General features: G+C 38.5%; 16 protein-coding genes. 12 read left to right on the forward strand and 4 right to left on the reverse strand.

The features are described from left to right. Nucleotides 1–5: 5 nt before the first annotated feature. From NST02_RS04695 to NST02_RS04740, 10 genes are all read left to right on the forward strand, one after another. Nucleotides 6–1,715 carry an FAD-dependent oxidoreductase gene (locus tag NST02_RS04695; protein WP_340948210.1) on the forward strand — a complete coding sequence of 570 codons (1,710 nt, stop codon included), beginning with the start codon at nt 6–8 and terminating at the stop codon, nt 1,713–1,715. Beyond that, on the forward strand, nt 1,715–2,668 hold the full coding sequence (locus NST02_RS04700) for a succinate dehydrogenase/fumarate reductase iron-sulfur subunit (RefSeq protein ID WP_137744383.1): 954 nt from the start codon (nt 1,715–1,717) through the stop codon (nt 2,666–2,668). The genes NST02_RS04695 and NST02_RS04700 overlap by 1 nt, the downstream gene beginning before the upstream one ends. Further along, nucleotides 2,665–3,555 carry a CoB--CoM heterodisulfide reductase iron-sulfur subunit B family protein gene (locus NST02_RS04705; protein ID WP_137744382.1) on the forward strand — a complete coding sequence of 297 codons (891 nt, stop codon included), beginning with the start codon at nt 2,665–2,667 and terminating at the stop codon, nt 3,553–3,555. Before NST02_RS04700 ends, NST02_RS04705 begins: the two co-directional genes overlap by 4 nt. A gap of 62 nt (nt 3,556–3,617) precedes the next feature. Then, on the forward strand, nt 3,618–3,965 hold the full coding sequence (locus NST02_RS04710; RefSeq protein ID WP_095310436.1) for a molecular chaperone GrpE: 348 nt from the start codon (nt 3,618–3,620) through the stop codon (nt 3,963–3,965). Between the two features lie 176 nt (nt 3,966–4,141). Next, complete coding sequence (gene dcuS, locus NST02_RS04715) at nt 4,142–5,743, forward strand: DcuS/MalK family sensor histidine kinase (protein WP_137744381.1); 1,602 nt, start codon at nt 4,142–4,144, stop codon at nt 5,741–5,743. Beyond that, nucleotides 5,740–6,450, forward strand: a complete 711-nt coding sequence (locus NST02_RS04720) for a response regulator (RefSeq protein ID WP_095310434.1) — start codon at nt 5,740–5,742, stop codon at nt 6,448–6,450. The genes dcuS and NST02_RS04720 overlap by 4 nt, the downstream gene beginning before the upstream one ends. 443 nt (nt 6,451–6,893) lie before the next feature. After that, nucleotides 6,894–8,000 (forward strand): DUF4097 family beta strand repeat-containing protein, encoded by a 1,107-nt coding sequence (locus NST02_RS04725; RefSeq protein WP_137744380.1) that lies wholly within the window; start codon nt 6,894–6,896, stop codon nt 7,998–8,000. A gap of 48 nt (nt 8,001–8,048) precedes the next feature. Further along, nucleotides 8,049–8,411, forward strand: a complete 363-nt coding sequence (locus NST02_RS04730) for a phage holin family protein (protein ID WP_137744379.1) — start codon at nt 8,049–8,051, stop codon at nt 8,409–8,411. Between the two features lie 407 nt (nt 8,412–8,818). Continuing rightward, entirely contained in the window at nt 8,819–9,334 is a 516-nt protein-coding gene (locus NST02_RS04735) for a TetR/AcrR family transcriptional regulator (RefSeq protein WP_137744378.1), read from the forward strand. Nucleotides 9,335–9,784: 450 nt separating this feature from the next. After that, the gene (locus tag NST02_RS04740) at nt 9,785–10,351 is read left to right on the forward strand and encodes an NAD(P)H-dependent oxidoreductase (RefSeq protein WP_137744377.1); all 567 of its coding nucleotides are present in this window, start codon (nt 9,785–9,787) and stop codon (nt 10,349–10,351) included. 799 nt (nt 10,352–11,150) lie between these two features. Here the strand turns inward: NST02_RS04740 and NST02_RS04745 are convergent. From NST02_RS04745 to NST02_RS04760, 4 genes are all read right to left on the reverse strand, one after another. After that, on the reverse strand, nt 11,151–11,945 hold the full coding sequence (locus NST02_RS04745; protein ID WP_137744376.1) for a hypothetical protein: 795 nt from the start codon (nt 11,943–11,945) through the stop codon (nt 11,151–11,153). 82 nt (nt 11,946–12,027) lie between these two features. Further along, complete coding sequence (locus tag NST02_RS04750) at nt 12,028–12,639, reverse strand: hypothetical protein (RefSeq protein ID WP_340948212.1); 612 nt, start codon at nt 12,637–12,639, stop codon at nt 12,028–12,030. 173 nt (nt 12,640–12,812) lie between these two features. Further along, nucleotides 12,813–13,259 (reverse strand): DUF523 domain-containing protein, encoded by a 447-nt coding sequence (locus NST02_RS04755; RefSeq protein WP_137744374.1) that lies wholly within the window; start codon nt 13,257–13,259, stop codon nt 12,813–12,815. Between the two features lie 86 nt (nt 13,260–13,345). Further along, nucleotides 13,346–14,053 (reverse strand): N-acetylmuramoyl-L-alanine amidase, encoded by a 708-nt coding sequence (locus NST02_RS04760; RefSeq protein ID WP_137744373.1) that lies wholly within the window; start codon nt 14,051–14,053, stop codon nt 13,346–13,348. Between the two features lie 228 nt (nt 14,054–14,281). Between NST02_RS04760 and hprK the strand changes: the two genes are divergently transcribed. Continuing rightward, nucleotides 14,282–15,217, forward strand: coding sequence for an HPr(Ser) kinase/phosphatase (gene hprK, locus NST02_RS04765; protein WP_212933733.1), 936 nt, complete (start codon nt 14,282–14,284; stop codon nt 15,215–15,217). A gap of 25 nt (nt 15,218–15,242) precedes the next feature. Then, nucleotides 15,243–16,064 (forward strand): prolipoprotein diacylglyceryl transferase, encoded by an 822-nt coding sequence (gene lgt, locus NST02_RS04770; RefSeq protein WP_340948216.1) that lies wholly within the window; start codon nt 15,243–15,245, stop codon nt 16,062–16,064. Nucleotides 16,065–16,072 lie beyond the last annotated feature (8 nt).

Raw genomic sequence — 16,072 nt, forward strand, 5'->3', positions numbered from 1 at the left:
CACCGATGCTAAAGTTTGATGTAGTTGTAGTGGGAGCTGGTGGTGCGGGCATGATGGCCGCACTATCAGCTAGTGAAAAAAACAATTTAAAAGTAGCCGTGCTAAGTAAAATTTTCCCGACTCGTTCCCATACTGGAGCGGCTCAAGGTGGAATTAATGCAGCAATGGGCTATAGAGACAGCACTGATTCTCCAGAGAAGCATTTCCGAGATACGGTAAAGGGAAGCGACTTCCTGGCAGATCAGGATGCGGTGGAATTTTTTACATCTGGAATGCCAGATATGATTTCAGAATTAGATTACTACGGGGTACCTTTTTCTCGAGATGAGAAAGGGCAAGTGGCGCAACGGCCTTTTGGCGGAGCGTCGAGTCCAAGAACATGTTACTCGGCCGATAAAACAGGCCATGTTATTTTGCATGCATTGTATGAGCAATGTTTGAAAAATCATGTTCAATTTTTGAATGAGTGGTTCCTATTATCATTAGTCGTTGAAGATGGGAAATTTGAAGGACTGGTAGCGATGGATATTCGCGATGGAAAAATTCATCCGATCCAAGCGAAGTCAGTTGTTATCGCCTCAGGAGGATTTGGACGAATTTATTGGAGCAGGACAACGAATGCCATCAATATGACTGGTGACGGTACAGCTGTCTGCTTTGAGGCAGGAATTCCTCTGAAGGATCCGGAGTTTATTCAGTTCCATCCAACAGGTCTTGCCCAGACGGGAGTGCTTTTATCAGAGGCTTGCCGTGGGGAAGGTGGATATTTAATCAATAAAGATGGGGAACGCTTTATGGCCCGTTATGCACCGGAGAAAATGGAGCTTGGTCCCCGCGATCTTGTTTCTAGATCAATAGAGACGGAGATTAAAGAGGGACGCGGTTTTGGTGAAGGAATGACCTCTTACGTCCTCATGGATCTTCGCCATTTAGGTGAAAAGAAAATTATGGAGCGTCTTCCTCAGGTACGTGAATTGGCATTGGAGTTCGAAGGAGTCGATCTCATTAAGGAGCCAGTGCCGATTCGTCCAAGCTGCCATTATACAATGGGTGGAATCCATGTGTCCGACTACAAGACGTGCAGTACACCGATTGAAGGGATCCATGCAGCAGGCGAGTGCTGCTCTGTGTCGATTCATGGTGCGAATCGTTTAGGCGGGAATTCTGTAGCAGATGTTGTCTTCTTTGGAAAGTATGCCGGGCTTGGCGCGAAGGAATCAGCGATGAGAAGAAGCTTCGGTCGTACAGAGAAGCTTGAGCAAGAAGCGAATGCATGGAAGACGAAATTTAAAACCATTCGCGAGAAAACAACGGGAGTCAGTATGTTCTCCATCCGCAATCGTTTAGCGGAAACGATGTGGAATTATGTTGGGATTTTTCGGACAGAGTCTGAAATGGCACAAGCATTGGCAACCGTTGATGAACTAATAGAAGAGTACAAGGACGCCTACGCTGGTGACGCTTCAGTAAAATACAATATGGCTTTTATCAATTATGTGGAAATTGGAAATATTTTAAAGCTAGCAAGAGCAGTGGCTATGGGTGCTCTTAATCGTCGGGAAAGCAGAGGCTCTCATTCAAGAGGGGATTATCCGACTCGTAATGACGAACAGTTTCTCAAGCATACGCTCATTTATAAGGACGGAGAAAATTATCGACTGGAGTATGCACCGGTAACGATTACAAATTATCAACCGGAGGAGCGGAAGTACTGATGGAAATGATGACAGTAAAGATTAAAAGATTTGATGGCCGCAACAGTTATTATCAAAAGTATGAAGTTCCTTATGAAAAGGGCAAAACCATTTTGTGGCTGTTGACAACTATTCGCGAAGAGCAGGATCCAACATTGAATTTCACTTCAGCCTGTCGCCATGCCATCTGTGGCAGCTGTGCAGTTCAAATAAATGGAAATGCCTTTCTTGCTTGTAATACGCCATTAGATGATGTACTGGACACATATAAAACGATGAATTTGACATTTGAACCGTTAAAAAACTTCGAAGTGATTAAAGATCTGGTCATCGTTTGGGAACCAAAAATGGAAAAAATGACGAAGGTGAAGCCGTGGATAATCCCGGGTGAAGAGGGAAGCAAGGAAATAGGATTTCTTCAAAGTGAAGAGGATTTTCAACAAATTGCTGCTCCAACCGATTGTATTCTCTGTGGGGTTTGTGCCTCTGAATGCAATCAGCTAGCAGTGAATCAAGATGGTTATCTTGAGCCATTCATTTTAAACAAGGCATATCGTTATATCGTTGATACTAGAGATGGTGCCCCAGAACAACATCTCAAGCCTGTTTTGGAAAATGATCTATGGAAATGTCTCCATTGTATGCAATGTGTGTCCCAATGTCCGAAGACGATTCCTTTAACTGACCAGATCGCATTTTTACGCTCTGCAACCATGGCTATGGGTGAGCTAGATAATCAAGGGGCTAAGCATGCCTATGCTTTCCATGATGACGTGAAAAATAAAGGCCGTTTAAATGAAACGATGCTCCCGATCAAAACAGATGGATTGGTGCAAACAGCTTTGACGAAAATTCCATTTGCATTGCGAATGGTGAAAAAAGGCAAGATTAACCCGCTCCATATGCCAAAGCAGATCTCTGGGATTCAAGAAGTGAGAAAACTATACGAATACGCTGAGGAGGTTAAGTCATGACGTTAACATACGCATTCTTTCCAGGCTGCACTTTAGAATCGGCTGCTGAAGAGTTAATGATATCCACGAAAAAAGTTGCAGAAGCACTTGGGATTGAATTGATTGAATTAAATGGCTGGACCTGCTGTGGAGCAAGCCATATCCAGGATATTGATAACTTCTTGTCGACCTCCATTAATGCGAGAAATATCGCATTAGCTGAGAGCCTGGGAGTCTCCAAGTTATTGACCGTTTGCAATACGTGTACGCTTATGCTGCGGACAGCGAAGTTGAAAATGGATAAAAATGAAAGGTTGAAAGAACAAGTGAATGTTGGACTAGATCGGGCAGGTTTGCAGTACAAAGGGACGGTTGAAGTGACTCATCTGCTTTGGGCTTTGCTTGAGGACTACGGACTGGAAAACTTGAAAAAGAAAGTAACGGTCCCTTTGAAAGGATTAAAGGTGGCGAATTTTTACGGCTGTCACATTGTCATGCCGCCAGATGTGATGGGTTTTGAGAACCATCGTAACCCACAATCGATGGAGATGGTGGCAGAAGCACTAGGTGCAGAATGTGTGGAATTTGATCAAAGACTCGCTTGCTGCGGCTTCCATGCTGTTTTTCCGGCACAAAAAGAAGTTATGACAATGACGGGAATCAACTGTTTATCACCGAAGGAAGCGGGTGCAGATTGTATTGTCACGCCTTGCCCTCTTTGCCAAATGCAGCTTGATGCCTATCAGCCCGATGCGCAAAAACGCTTTGACCAAGATATAACGATGCCTATCATCCATTTACCACAATTAATTGGTTTGGCACTGGGAATAAGTCCGGAAGAGCTGGCGATTAACCGCCACGTTGTCGATGCAATCCCTGCTCTTCAAAGGAAACTACAATTGGCATAATCAATGTTTTCTCCAAACTGTGGTTAAATCAGATCTTACGATTTAAAAAGAGGGGATGGAGCATGAACGATCTCTATCAAAAAAGAGCGAAATTAGTGGGGCATGTGGATAGCGGTTTGCTTTGGCTCCTAAATATGCATGACGATTGGATTCATGATCAATATGGGGAGAGCTACATCTACCATGGGATTATTTATTCGAGTACGACCCCTTTTCATGCATTATCAACATCCGTTACAGGCTACTTTCAAGATGATGATACGAAGCGTTGGCTTAAGGTCAAGGATGGTAAGGCAATCTTTGAGCCAAAGGATATTTCTCTTGCTTGGAAGGACCAGCTTGAAGAGTTTTTCACATTTACGTTTACAACAGGAAGGTATATCCGTTACAAGGAGGCTAAGCTTCTTTAACGCATGCTATTTACTTCTCGGTCTTCAACTTTGAAGGCCTTTTCCTGTTTATTTCCAATTTATACACTTTGTTAACATTCATTAAATGCTCGTTTTTCGGCCAATCATGGGTAGGGGCGTTATGTTATGCTTGCGCCATAAAATGTCGAAGTCGACAATTAAAGAGGTGGTCGCCCATGAAATGGAAGAAAGTAAAATTGAAATATATGGTTATTCTTCTTGTGGGGATTGTCGTTAGTGTATCAATTCTTATCACAGGTTATTTTATTAATGAAACGGTTTCGGAACGAATTGTAGCTAGTCAAGAAGAGAAGGCCTTTAATGTCGCAAAAATGATTGCCCAAACACCGACGATCATTGAAGCGTTAAATGGGTTAGAACGTGAAGGAAGGATTCAAGAGCTGACTGCGAAAATGCGAGAGTCTACAAATGTGGAATTCATCGTTGTAATGGACATGAACGGAAGTAGAAAGTCTCATCCAGATCCCGATAAAATTGGCGAGAAATTTGTGGGCGGAGATGAGACCGATGTTCTTATGGGAAAGGAATATTCTTCTGTTTCGGAAGGGACACTCGGCCCATCATTACGAGCTTTTACACCAATATTTGATGAAAACCATCTGCAAATTGGGGCAGTTGCGGTTGGAATTTCTCTAAATCGTATCGATTTTGTATTAAGTATACTGCGTGGAAATATATTTATGGGAATTTGTATTGGCATTATTTTTGGCGCTGTTTGTGCCATTCTTTTATCATCTTTGGTTAAAAAAGTGTTATTAGGGTTGGAGCCGTCCGAAATTGCCAGAATTCTGAAAGAAAGACAGGCTCTGATCGAATCTGTTCATGAAGGGATTATTGCAGTGGATAAAGAAGGGGATATTACTATTGCGAATCAATCAGCTGTAAGCTTACTTGGAAAGACTGGTACTGAGCAAGATTTGGTCGGTAAAAAAATTGATTGTATCTCGAGCAGCTCATTTTTAAGAAGGTCATTGGAAACGGGCAAGGAGTATCTTGATCAAGAACAGGTCGTAAACGGCAAAGAACTTATCAGCAATACGGTACCGATCATTGTAAATGGCGATATTGTCGGGGCTGTTAATATATTACGAGATAAAAGCGAGATTAAACAGCTTGCTGAACAATTAACGGGAGTGCAGCTTTACGCAGATGCCTTAAGGGCCCAATCCCATGAATTTATGAATCAACTCCATTGTGTAATGGGGTTGATTCATTTAAAGGAATATGCTGAACTGGAAAACTTCATCGAAAAAACGGTCGAAGATACACAGAATGACATTAGCAATATGACAAAAAAATTGCGGGATCCTGCTTTAGTAGGTTTTCTCCTTGGAAAGCTAAGCTATGCGCGAGAATCTGGAATAACGTTTGCATTATCGATTAATCCTGTCTTCCCTATTTGGAAAGATGCGAAGTTCTCCCATGATTTAATTACAATCATTGGCAATTTGCTTGACAATGCCATAGACGCGGCAGTGGAGAGTGCGAATAAGCAAGTGAGCTTAAAGCTTGAACTTTTTGATAAGAAATTAATAATTGAAATGCGAGATTCTGGCAAAGGGATAAAAACACCATTTCAAAAGTACATTTTTCAGAAAGGCTACTCAACGAAAGGGGAGAACCGCGGGTATGGCCTATTTTTATTGAAGCAAACAGTAGAAAAGCGCAATGGACGTATCCGTTTATCAAGTTCAAAAACAGAAGGCACTACATTTATGATAACAATACCTTTGCAATGGGAAGGTGATAAAACATGATACAAGTGTTGATTGTTGAAGATGATCCGATGGTAGCTGAGCTAAATAGGCGCTATGTGGAAAGTGTTGACGGTTTTCAAGTACTTAAAGTTGTTCAGTCTGTCGATGATGGGAAAGAAGTGTTAAAAACGGATAAGATAGATTTAATATTATTAGATGTATTTATGCCTGGGGACAATGGACTTACCCTTTTGTCATATATTAGGGAGTTAGGATTGAGTGTGGATGTTATTTTGATCACGGCCGCTTCTGATATTGAAACGATTCAAAGTGCATTAAGATTCGGCACCATTGATTATTTAATAAAGCCATTTACATTTGCTAGATTGAAAGAAGCGCTTCTTTCATATAAACAAAAGCTTGAATTTTTAGAGTTTCATCCTCATCAGATTAATCAACAGGAATTAGATGAGAGGCTGTTACAGAAAGAAAGAATGCAACCGACACATGAGCTACCGAAGGGATTGACAAAGCATACGCTTAATCTCATTTGGGCAGAATTGAAAGCAATTGGAGAAAATGAATTTTCAACGAACGATATTGCCAAAAGTACAGGCATTTCAAGAGTATCCATTAGAAAATATTTAAATTTTCTTGAAGAGATAGGCGTATTAGAGACAAGGGTGTCATATGGCACTATTGGTCGTCCAATTAGCCAGTATATTTTAAATGAACAAAACAGCATAGCGATATCTGATTATTTATAAATGAAGTATGCTTTAGCCTGCAGTCTTGCAGGTTTTTTATATTTCTTGTAAAGGAACTCTGCAAAAAACCTTAAATTCCAAGAACAGTATTTCCCTTTCAATTCCGTGAAAAATCCGACAATGAACGAATTGCCTCTGGCACCTTGAGTTAAAAAATGAAACCTTCATTCTTGTCCTAACGTAAAATAAAAGAAGGAGTTGCTAAAGCTGAAGTCGAACCAATTATTATCAGCTTGTGTGTTATTTAGTGATTCACCGCCCTAACGAAGCAAAGAAGGAATTTATATCTAAGCTCCATTCCGCTTTTTTTGCTCTGAAAGGCCATGCAGAAATATTTTTCTTCATTGGTTTTAGAGCAATAGTAGGCGTGGTCATACTTATTAGGGGTTTTGTGAAGGATATTTTGTAAAAAGCAGTTAAACATTTTTTAGGAGGGCTACGTGATGCAAGAAGAACGAAAGCGAATTTTGAACATGGTGCAAGAAGGAAAGCTAACGGTAGATGAGGCTTTGATTTTGTTGGAAGGGCTGGAGGACGCGGAAAGCACTAAGAAAAATAAAGCAGAACAGCTTTTTGGGGAATTGTCAACAGCTGTAAAGTTTGAAGAAGCGAAAAAAGATGATTCTTTTCAAAGCCAAAAGCATCAATCGACTAAGGATAAAATTTTTGAGTTTGTCGACACAGCTATTCAAAAAATCAAGGATTTTGATTTAGATTTGAATTTCGGCCAATCAGTTGATATTTCTCATATTTTTCAACAAGGGGATGTATATTTAAGAGAGATGGACGTCGATTTGGCCAATGGTTCTGTGAAGATTGTGCCATGGGAACAACAGGATGTTCGCGTTGAATGTGAGGCAAAGGTCTATCGAGTCGAGTCCCAGGATGAAGCGAGAAATACGTTTTTAAAAGACGTCATTTTTGCAATTGAAGGACAAAAACTGCGGTTTGCTTCACAGCAAAAATGGATGAAGATCCATGCCACACTCTACATTCCCAAAGCGCAGTATGAAAATATTAAAGTGAGAATGTTTAATGGTTCAATCATTAGTGAAAACTTGCAAGTAGAAAAATATAATGTAAAAACAGCGAATGGAAAAATTAATATGTCTAACATAGAGAGCAAGTATGTCGATGCAGAAACAGCAAACGGGCAAATTGAAGTTCTTAATGGTAAAATAGATGACCTAGAGGCAGAGACGATTAATGGAGCGATTAAATTGGATGGCAGCTTCAAAAAGGTAGAACTGCAATCCTTTAACGGCAATATCGATTGTACTGTTACCGAACCAAGTTGTGAACGGATCGAGGCAAAGGTGACGACAGGCGGTATCAAGTTGTTTGTACCTGAGCATGCCGCTATTGCTGGAGAGCTAAAAACCAATCTCGGCAACTTCAATATTGATTACACAGGCATTCAAGTTACCGAGGAAAAAAATGAAGTCGTTCAAAAACAACTTCGTTTCCAGCCTAGCAGCCACCATGGTCACATAATGAGAATCGATGCGGATACGAAAACAGGATCGGTGACAATCAAGCGACTAAAGTAATAGAATAGTCCTCTAGAGAACTGAAATAGCGCTTAAAGGATGTTGAATATGAGATGGATTATTGGAATTTTAATTAATGCGGTCTTATTTATTGCCTTGGCAGGTTATTTTGAGAATTCCTTCTATATTGAAAGTATTGGTGCGGCCATTGGCGCCAGCTTTATGCTCGCCATTCTTAATATTTTGGTGAAGCCCATTTTAATCATTTTAACTTTGCCTATTACGATTATCACCCTTGGTTTATTTTTGTTTGTCATCAATGGGGTAACGCTCCTTATAACAGAGGCACTCATGGGTGAGGCATTTCAAATAAATGGACTGGGAATGGCCATTCTCATTTCAGCAATCATGTCGATTATTAATCTCGTGATTCAAAATGTTATTTATGATAAGAAGAAAACAAGAAACTGAGCGACATCGTCATTTCATCATACAAAGAAGGACCATACTTTAAAGGGCGCAGCAAAAAATAAACGGATCTTATCAGATAAGTATATACTTTCCAGAAAATAGCACAGCTAAACTACATGAAACTGGATGACATATATGATTTTAGCAATCAAAAGAGCCAAACTAATTAGTATCAATTGTTTGGCTCTTACGATTTTGTATTATTTTATTTCACTTAAAAAATAAGGTGGGGTAAAAGTATCAACTCCTAACGAATTAAACTTAACAGAACATATTTTTAGTCTTTGCAAAACTGGTATTTTTACAACTCTTAAAAAATAGTCATTGTGCTTGTATTAAGGGTTAAATTGTATTATATTTAGTTTGTAATTAATCAATAAATAAACATAAATGAATGGGTGTAAAATATGGCAAGACCTAAAAAGGGAAATCGTAAGGAAGATATTCTTGAAGCGGGATTGGAAGTATTTGCAATAAAAGGATACTATAATACAACAACTGCACATATAGCAGAAAAAGCGGGAATATCACAGCCGTATGTATTTAAATTTTTTAGAACAAAAGAAGAGCTATTTATTGCAGCCTTAGATCGTGCGTTTGATAGAATCATTCAAACTTTTAAAAATGTTGAATCGAGCTCAGAACAACTCGTTAACAAGATGATCGAAGCTTATGAAGAACTGTCTACATTACATCCTAATGAAATTGCTTTGCAGGTAATTGGAATTTCCGTAACAGAAGAAGCAATACAGGAAGCTGCAAAGAATGGTCTGGCCCGTATAAGAAGTTACACTTTAGAAAGGTTTAACTCAGCTGGAATAAAAAATGCCGAAAGAGAAGTAACTACTTTTCTAGCTAGAGGGATGTTATGTAATATCTCCTATTTCTTAGATTTCCCTGAACTTATTGATAAAAATAAATAATCAAATGAAGTTGGTTATTTATGTAATAAATAGTTATTGATTGATTAATAATTAATTAATGGGGGTGAAAAGATGAAATTAAAAAGTTTTGATTATGTTTCTATCACAATTATTCTTATTTGCATCATTAGTTGGTGGGGTTAAAGAGTTATTGTGAAGTATTTTTTATGAGGAGGTGAGAATGATGAACGGAAATAAAAAAGAATCTTCTCTTTCCCCTTTGTCCATTGGACTAGGAATTACAGCTATAGTGATTGTCTTGTTTACGTTATGGGACTAACGTATTAATATTAGTTAGTGATTAATCAATAATTAATGAGCGAATCCTCTATATTATTAGGAGTAGCAGGTTAACTTATTGTTTTTCAACATTACTGGATAATATAAAAATTAATTAATCACTAACTTTGTACTGAAAATAGAACTGAAAGATTGAGAGGAGTTAATCTTATGAACCATTTAATTGTGTATGCTCATCCAAGAAAAGAAAGTTTTAACCATGCCATTCTGGAAGCTACCATCCGAGGTATTCGCCAAAAGGGACATGAATATGTAGTACGCGATTTGTACGCGATGAAGTTTCAACCAGTCGCAAGCAGCAGTGAAATTTTGGGTGGCATCGGCGAGGATATTGAACAGGAGCATCATTATCTGAAGTGGGCAGACGTCATCATTTTCATCTATCCGATCTGGTGGACAGGACTGCCTGCAATCGTCAAAGGCTATATTGACCGTGTCTTTACTTATGGGTTTGCCTACCGTTACGTGAATGGTGAACAAATGGGAATGCTGAAAGGAAAAAAAGCCTTAATCTTTAACACGCAAGGAAAATCGCATGCCCAATATGCGGCCATCGGCATGGATAATGCACTATTGTTGACTTCTGACACAGGTATATTTGAATACTGCGGCATAGAAGTGCTGCAACATGTTTTTTTCGAGTCTGTACCGAGCTCCGACAAGGCGACACGTATAGCTTGGCTGGATCAAATCGAGGTGATGGCAAGTCAATTATAAGTGATATTTTTATATGATTATCAAGAGCCATCTTTTAAACTTGGTTTAAACAGTATAAGTTTCTTGTCCCGAGTTGAGGAAAAGAACTGGTGCTGTTTACAGAAACAGCTAAGTATCTAAGATGGCTTTATTATGTAGTGAGTTAGTGAATAGGTGCTTTAGTCTAAGAGCAATCTTCAGCAATCAAGCGCGATTGTTGAATAAAACTTTATTTTACCAGCCACAACAGGACGGGGTATGTGTGTTGGAAGTATTTAATTTAAGTGACTTATTATTACCTTGACATTTCCTTATTTCGGGTAATGTTAGCTTCGCTGGTACTACCCCTAGTATGGATGTAGTGTTTTTTTGGGGAAAAGTTGCTCATATTGAAAAAGAACTCCAAGTTGCAACGGTGTTCCTTTTCAGCTTGCCTATGAGTTCATGTAAGTGAGCTCTTATTCCTCGCTAAAATCCAAATTAACCGGTTCCTTGGGCAATATTTCGGTTGTTAGCATATTAACCGTCTGCCCAGACTTTCCCTTTTCCATATAGTAATACACCAAAGCTAAATGGCCTTAGTTCAATATTCTTGGAACTAAGGCCATTAAGTCGTTTCGGGATTTTTCAAGACCATAGAAATTATGTATTCATCTATAGTCTAGCGTTTTATGTCTACGATTTTTATACTTAAACTGATGTGAAAAAAGAAGCTTCTCATGAGACAAATGAATTTTTTTAAAAAATCTGTCTACCGTAAGGGCATATCATCGTAATTTAATACCGGTTTTTTGAAATATTCCCTATAATTAGGTGACGCTTATTTAGATAACATATGGTTGAGTTGCTCTTCTTTTAATTCGAGAACGTTAACTACAGAGGGATCTAGATAACTGTTATATTCAACTGTATCCACTTCATATATATATTTTGGCGAAACTATATATAATAATTGATTGCTTTTAGAAGACATTTCTGATTCGATAGTGATCTCTTCATTGGGGTGGATAGTTATATCTTCCTTAAATGGTTTTCCATTTACAGTTATATTCGTAAATTCTAAGTGATGATTTTCAATTTGGAGATCTTTAAGGATGATATCTGATTCGGAATTATTTTTGATGCTATTTCTATATACATCAGAGGTATCAAAACTAAGAAAATGTACATCGCTTTGAGTTAGTAAATCATTCCTTTCAAGAGAAATAACTTTAAGTCTACCTATGTCATAATTTTTTGTTTTACCATTATTGTAAGAAATAATCACTTCGTTAATAATTTCTTCTGTATTTTCGTTAATGGAGCAATCCACTTCAATAGTAAAGATTTTTTTTCCTTGAAATTTTTCATTTGAAGTTGTTATGTTAAAACTATTAATCTCTAGCTGTTCGGTATTTTTAAAGTCTATTGACAATATATTCTCTTGAAGTTCTTTAATCGAATGCCCACTTATCCCTATCAAATTAATAATAAGTTGATTTTCCGGAACCGTATATAAAACACCATCCCACTCACCAAGATATAACTCTTCGTTATCACGATTAGTTATATAATAATATATAAAGATGCTAATAAATATGAGGCATAAAATAGTTATAATCGATATTTTTTTCATTTCATTAATCACCTTGCTATTTTGTCTTTTACTATAAAAGTAGAGGTCAAGAACAAAATTATTTTAGAGTCAATCTATTAAGTTATTGATATTGAAGACCTAAGATGGTTGTTATAGGCTCGTAAGCATTAGTGTAGGAAATTTCAGGATCTCTACCTAAGTATTCCTTAGTTATTTTGATTCTCTTGTTATACTGATCTGCATATTGAGCTACTCTAGCTCTACTTCCCTTGCTTTTATCGATGCTAAAAGTATAATTGGCAGAATAACTTCGTGATACAGAAACGGTTAAATTAAATTGTGATTTTGCCTTTTCTCTTATATCTGCAGTAACTCCACTTGAAAACGTCAAGGTCTTTGTTATTGTAGTTCCGTATTGGATTGTTTTTGCATCCGCAGTATATACCCAGTTAGTTTTTCCTGCTACAAAAACATTGTTCTGACGAGTTGTACTTACAAGTGATAATTTTGGTGGCTGAGCTATACAAGCTATACACTCTGGTTGAATTATGTCTTCATTTTTACTATCTAATAACTTTTCTTCTTCCCCATCATCAAATTGTGAATAATATAACTCTAATCCCTCTTCTGAATTGTAAACATCTTCTGAAACAGTATATGCAGAAACAGAAGGCACAATGATGCTAGTAAGTAGAATTAACGCAATAAATGTCATTAATGATTTTAACTTCAAATGTATATGCTCCTCTCAAAGAAAATATTATTTTGAACTTGACCTCTATCGAATAAATTCTACAAAATATGATCAATTCCTTCCTTTTTTTAGAAAAATTCCAAAAATTAAACAATTTTTGATTGTTAAGTAAATTTAACAGTCTAATGTCTTTTTATAATCAATCGAAGCACTTAAGAAAAAACCGTCTCTGAGATCACGTCATAACCATTCCTTTTTAAAAGAGCCGCGGTAACTCCGTTTCCAGCTATTTTCTCACCGTTAAAATGTCCGTTATAGATATTGGTACTGCCACAGGATGGGCTGTTTTCTTTTAGAACAATCATTGTTGCCCCCAGTTGTTGTGCCCTCTCTAGTGCTAAATAGGCACCTTTAATAAACGCTTCGGTGACATCCGAGCCCGATTGGGAGACTACTTTTGCCCTTCCGTCGAGCACATCTTCACCGCTGCCTCCGATAATTTCAGCAGGTTCCCTTGGGGTGGACAAACCGCCAAGTAGTTCGGGACAGACAGTGATCGCTTCCTTTTTCATTACTAATTCGCTAATCCGTTCGTTTAAACAATGTGTACCGTTGTATCTTACTTCTAATCCAGCTAAACAGGAACTGACTAAAATCATGATTCAAGTCCTCCATTACCTATAGTTAACGTTATTCTATCACATAAAAAGACCAAACCACCCGGTGATTTGATCCTTTGTCTGAGCTATTTTTCCGTTATCATACTTGCTTGAAAGCCCTCATCCTTTAACTTCATCATCAAATTTTCCGCTGTTTCCTTTTCAGAGAAAGGCCCGGCTACAATTTTATAGATTGGTGAGGGATTGCTTTTCTTTTCTGGAGCGGGAATGGCCACTTCCGGCTTTAATTGAAGCTGGTATTGTTCTCGCAAACCTTTGGCAATTGCCTCAGCACACGTTTTTCGATATAAATTTGAACGAAGGAGCTTAAGATCTTCTTTGTTTGTCATGAAGCCGCATTCTACCAATATGGCAGTCATTTTAGTTGCACGAAGCACATGGAAGTTGGCTCCTTTAACTCCCCGGTCTCGCAGTCCGGTTGCAACAACAAGATTTTTTTGCACCTTTTCGGCAAGTGCTGAGGCGATTTGGGGCTTCGACGTATAAATGTATGTTTCGATCCCGCTAACATCGTTCCATCCAGTCCCATAAGCATTGGCATGGATTGAAACAAAGCAGTCGACTGCTAATCGATTCGCTTTGTCAGTCCTTTCCAGAAGTGAAACATCCTTTGTGTCAGAGTGGGAAAAATAAATAATGACATCTTTATACGTTTCTAAAATAGCTTTCGTTTCATTTGCTACAACTCTGTTAAATTCATACTCTCGCATCCCATCGGGACTTCTTTTACCTGGTGTATTATAGCCGTGGCCTGCGTCCAACATTACTTTCATTGGTCCTTCGCTCCTTGTCTCCGGTAAAATTTCATTACATCCACGTACAATGTAGATTTATTCATTCTTATCATATGTTTAAGGATAAAAAAAGGAGATGCTACATTAATTTTATGCGAACGAATTTGGTTATTCGAAAAAAAGTGCTAAAATAGAGTGAAACTTTAACATCAACCAATATATATTGAGAAAAAATGATAGAGATAATCCATCAAGGAGGAGTTCCATTTGCAGAAGGTACGGACGAAGGATGTTATAGATAAGTTTAAGCTGGAGTTAATTAGTGGGGAAGAGGGGATCAATCGTCCTATAACGATGACCGATATTTCTAGACCGGGGCTTGAACTTGCTGGTTTTTTTGATTACTATCCTGCCGAGCGCGTGCAGCTGCTTGGAAAAACAGAATTAAAGTTTATTCAAAAACTCGATCCTGACATTCGTGCAGAGCGATTGGAACGTTTATGCACGGATATTACACCAGCGATTGTCGTAACAAGAGATTTACCTGTTCCTGATGAATTGATTGAAGCGTCGGAACGGGAGGCGGTTCCTGTTTTGCGCTCAAAATTTAAGACAACTCGTTTCTCTAGTCGTCTAACAAATTTTCTTGAAACAAGGCTTGCTCCGACAACAGCAGTTCACGGTGTCCTCATTGATATTTATGGTGTCGGGGTTCTCATTACCGGTAAAAGCGGTGTAGGAAAAAGCGAAACGGCATTGGAACTTGTCAAAAGAGGACATCGTCTTGTCGCGGATGACTGCGTGGAAATTCGCCAAGAAGATGATGATACATTGGTCGGAAATTCTCCAGAGCTTATTGAACACTTGCTTGAGATTCGTGGATTGGGAATTATCAATGTGATGACCCTTTTTGGAGCAGGTGCTGTTCGAAATTATAAAAAAATTTCACTCGTTATTCATTTAGAGCTTTGGGATCAAACAAAGCAATATGATCGTTTAGGCCTTGATGAGGAAACAATGCGAATTATTGATACATCCGTTACGAAGCTGACTGTTCCGGTTCGACCTGGGCGTAACTTAGCTGTAATCATTGAAGTGGCGGCGATGAACTTTCGCCTCAAAAAAATGGGTGTGAATGCAGCAGAACAATTTGCCAGTCGATTATCTGATGTTATCGAGGACGGAGATGTAGAGGATAGATAAAGAAATAGCTAAAGGAGAGAGTTAGATGGAAGAAAATATACAACCACTTGACCCAATTGCATTTTCACTCGGTCCGATCACTGTTCATTGGTATGGCATTATTATCGGGCTAGGCTTAGCTTTAGCACTTATTATTGCGATGAGAGAAGGTGAGAAGAGGGGCCTGCAAAAGGATTTATTTCCGGACTTAATGCTGTGGGCGATTCCGATTGCAATTATTTCAGCGCGCCTATACTATGTCATCTTTGAATGGGATTATTATGTTCAGAATCCGGGTGACATTATTAAAATTTGGAATGGTGGAATTGCGATCCATGGAGCGCTAATTGGTTCCGTCGTGACAGCTTATATATTCGCGAAGAAAAGAAATTTATCATTTTGGAAAATTGCTGATATTGCGGCGCCAAGTATTATTCTCGGTCAAGCAATCGGGCGCTGGGGAAATTTTATGAACCAGGAGGCCCATGGTGAGGAAGTAACACGTTCTTTTTTAGAAGGCTTGCATTTACCGGACTTTATCATTAATCAAATGTACATAAATGGTACCTATTACCATCCGACTTTTTTATACGAATCAGTATGGAACTTTTTAGGCTTTATTCTGCTAATATTGTTGAGAAGAGTTAATTTGCGTCGGGGCGAAATGTTCTTAACGTATGTTATTTGGTATTCCGTCGGCAGATTTTTTGTGGAAGGGATGCGAACAGACAGCTTAATGCTTACAGAGAGCTTGCGGATGGCGCAAACAATCTCGATTGCCCTTATTATTGGAGCAATTGCCATTTTGATTTATAGAAGAACGAAAGGGCATGCAAGGGAAAGATATTTGGATCAATCGGTTTCGTGATCAGGAGT

The organism is Robertmurraya sp. FSL W8-0741 (genome assembly GCF_038004005.1).
Lineage (GTDB): Bacteria > Bacillota > Bacilli > Bacillales > Cytobacillaceae > Robertmurraya > Robertmurraya siralis.

Excerpts from the sequence above, each read along its gene's own strand:
- NST02_RS04745 (WP_137744376.1), bottom strand. The coding sequence starts at position 11,945 with ATGAAAAAAATATCGATTATAACTATTTTATGCCTCATATTTATTAGC.
- NST02_RS04695 (WP_340948210.1), top strand. The coding sequence starts at position 6 with ATGCTAAAGTTTGATGTAGTTGTAGTGGGAGCTGGTGGTGCGGGCATG.
- NST02_RS04710 (WP_095310436.1), top strand. The coding sequence starts at position 3,618 with ATGAACGATCTCTATCAAAAAAGAGCGAAATTAGTGGGGCATGTGGAT.
- NST02_RS04730 (WP_137744379.1), top strand. The coding sequence starts at position 8,049 with ATGAGATGGATTATTGGAATTTTAATTAATGCGGTCTTATTTATTGCC.
- NST02_RS04755 (WP_137744374.1), bottom strand. The coding sequence starts at position 13,259 with ATGATTTTAGTCAGTTCCTGTTTAGCTGGATTAGAAGTAAGATACAAC.
- lgt (WP_340948216.1), top strand. The coding sequence starts at position 15,243 with ATGGAAGAAAATATACAACCACTTGACCCAATTGCATTTTCACTCGGT.
- NST02_RS04720 (WP_095310434.1), top strand. The coding sequence starts at position 5,740 with ATGATACAAGTGTTGATTGTTGAAGATGATCCGATGGTAGCTGAGCTA.
- NST02_RS04725 (WP_137744380.1), top strand. The coding sequence starts at position 6,894 with ATGCAAGAAGAACGAAAGCGAATTTTGAACATGGTGCAAGAAGGAAAG.
- NST02_RS04700 (WP_137744383.1), top strand. The coding sequence starts at position 1,715 with ATGGAAATGATGACAGTAAAGATTAAAAGATTTGATGGCCGCAACAGT.
- NST02_RS04760 (WP_137744373.1), bottom strand. The coding sequence starts at position 14,053 with ATGAAAGTAATGTTGGACGCAGGCCACGGCTATAATACACCAGGTAAA.
- dcuS (WP_137744381.1), top strand. The coding sequence starts at position 4,142 with ATGAAATGGAAGAAAGTAAAATTGAAATATATGGTTATTCTTCTTGTG.
- NST02_RS04735 (WP_137744378.1), top strand. The coding sequence starts at position 8,819 with ATGGCAAGACCTAAAAAGGGAAATCGTAAGGAAGATATTCTTGAAGCG.
- NST02_RS04740 (WP_137744377.1), top strand. The coding sequence starts at position 9,785 with ATGAACCATTTAATTGTGTATGCTCATCCAAGAAAAGAAAGTTTTAAC.
- NST02_RS04705 (WP_137744382.1), top strand. The coding sequence starts at position 2,665 with ATGACGTTAACATACGCATTCTTTCCAGGCTGCACTTTAGAATCGGCT.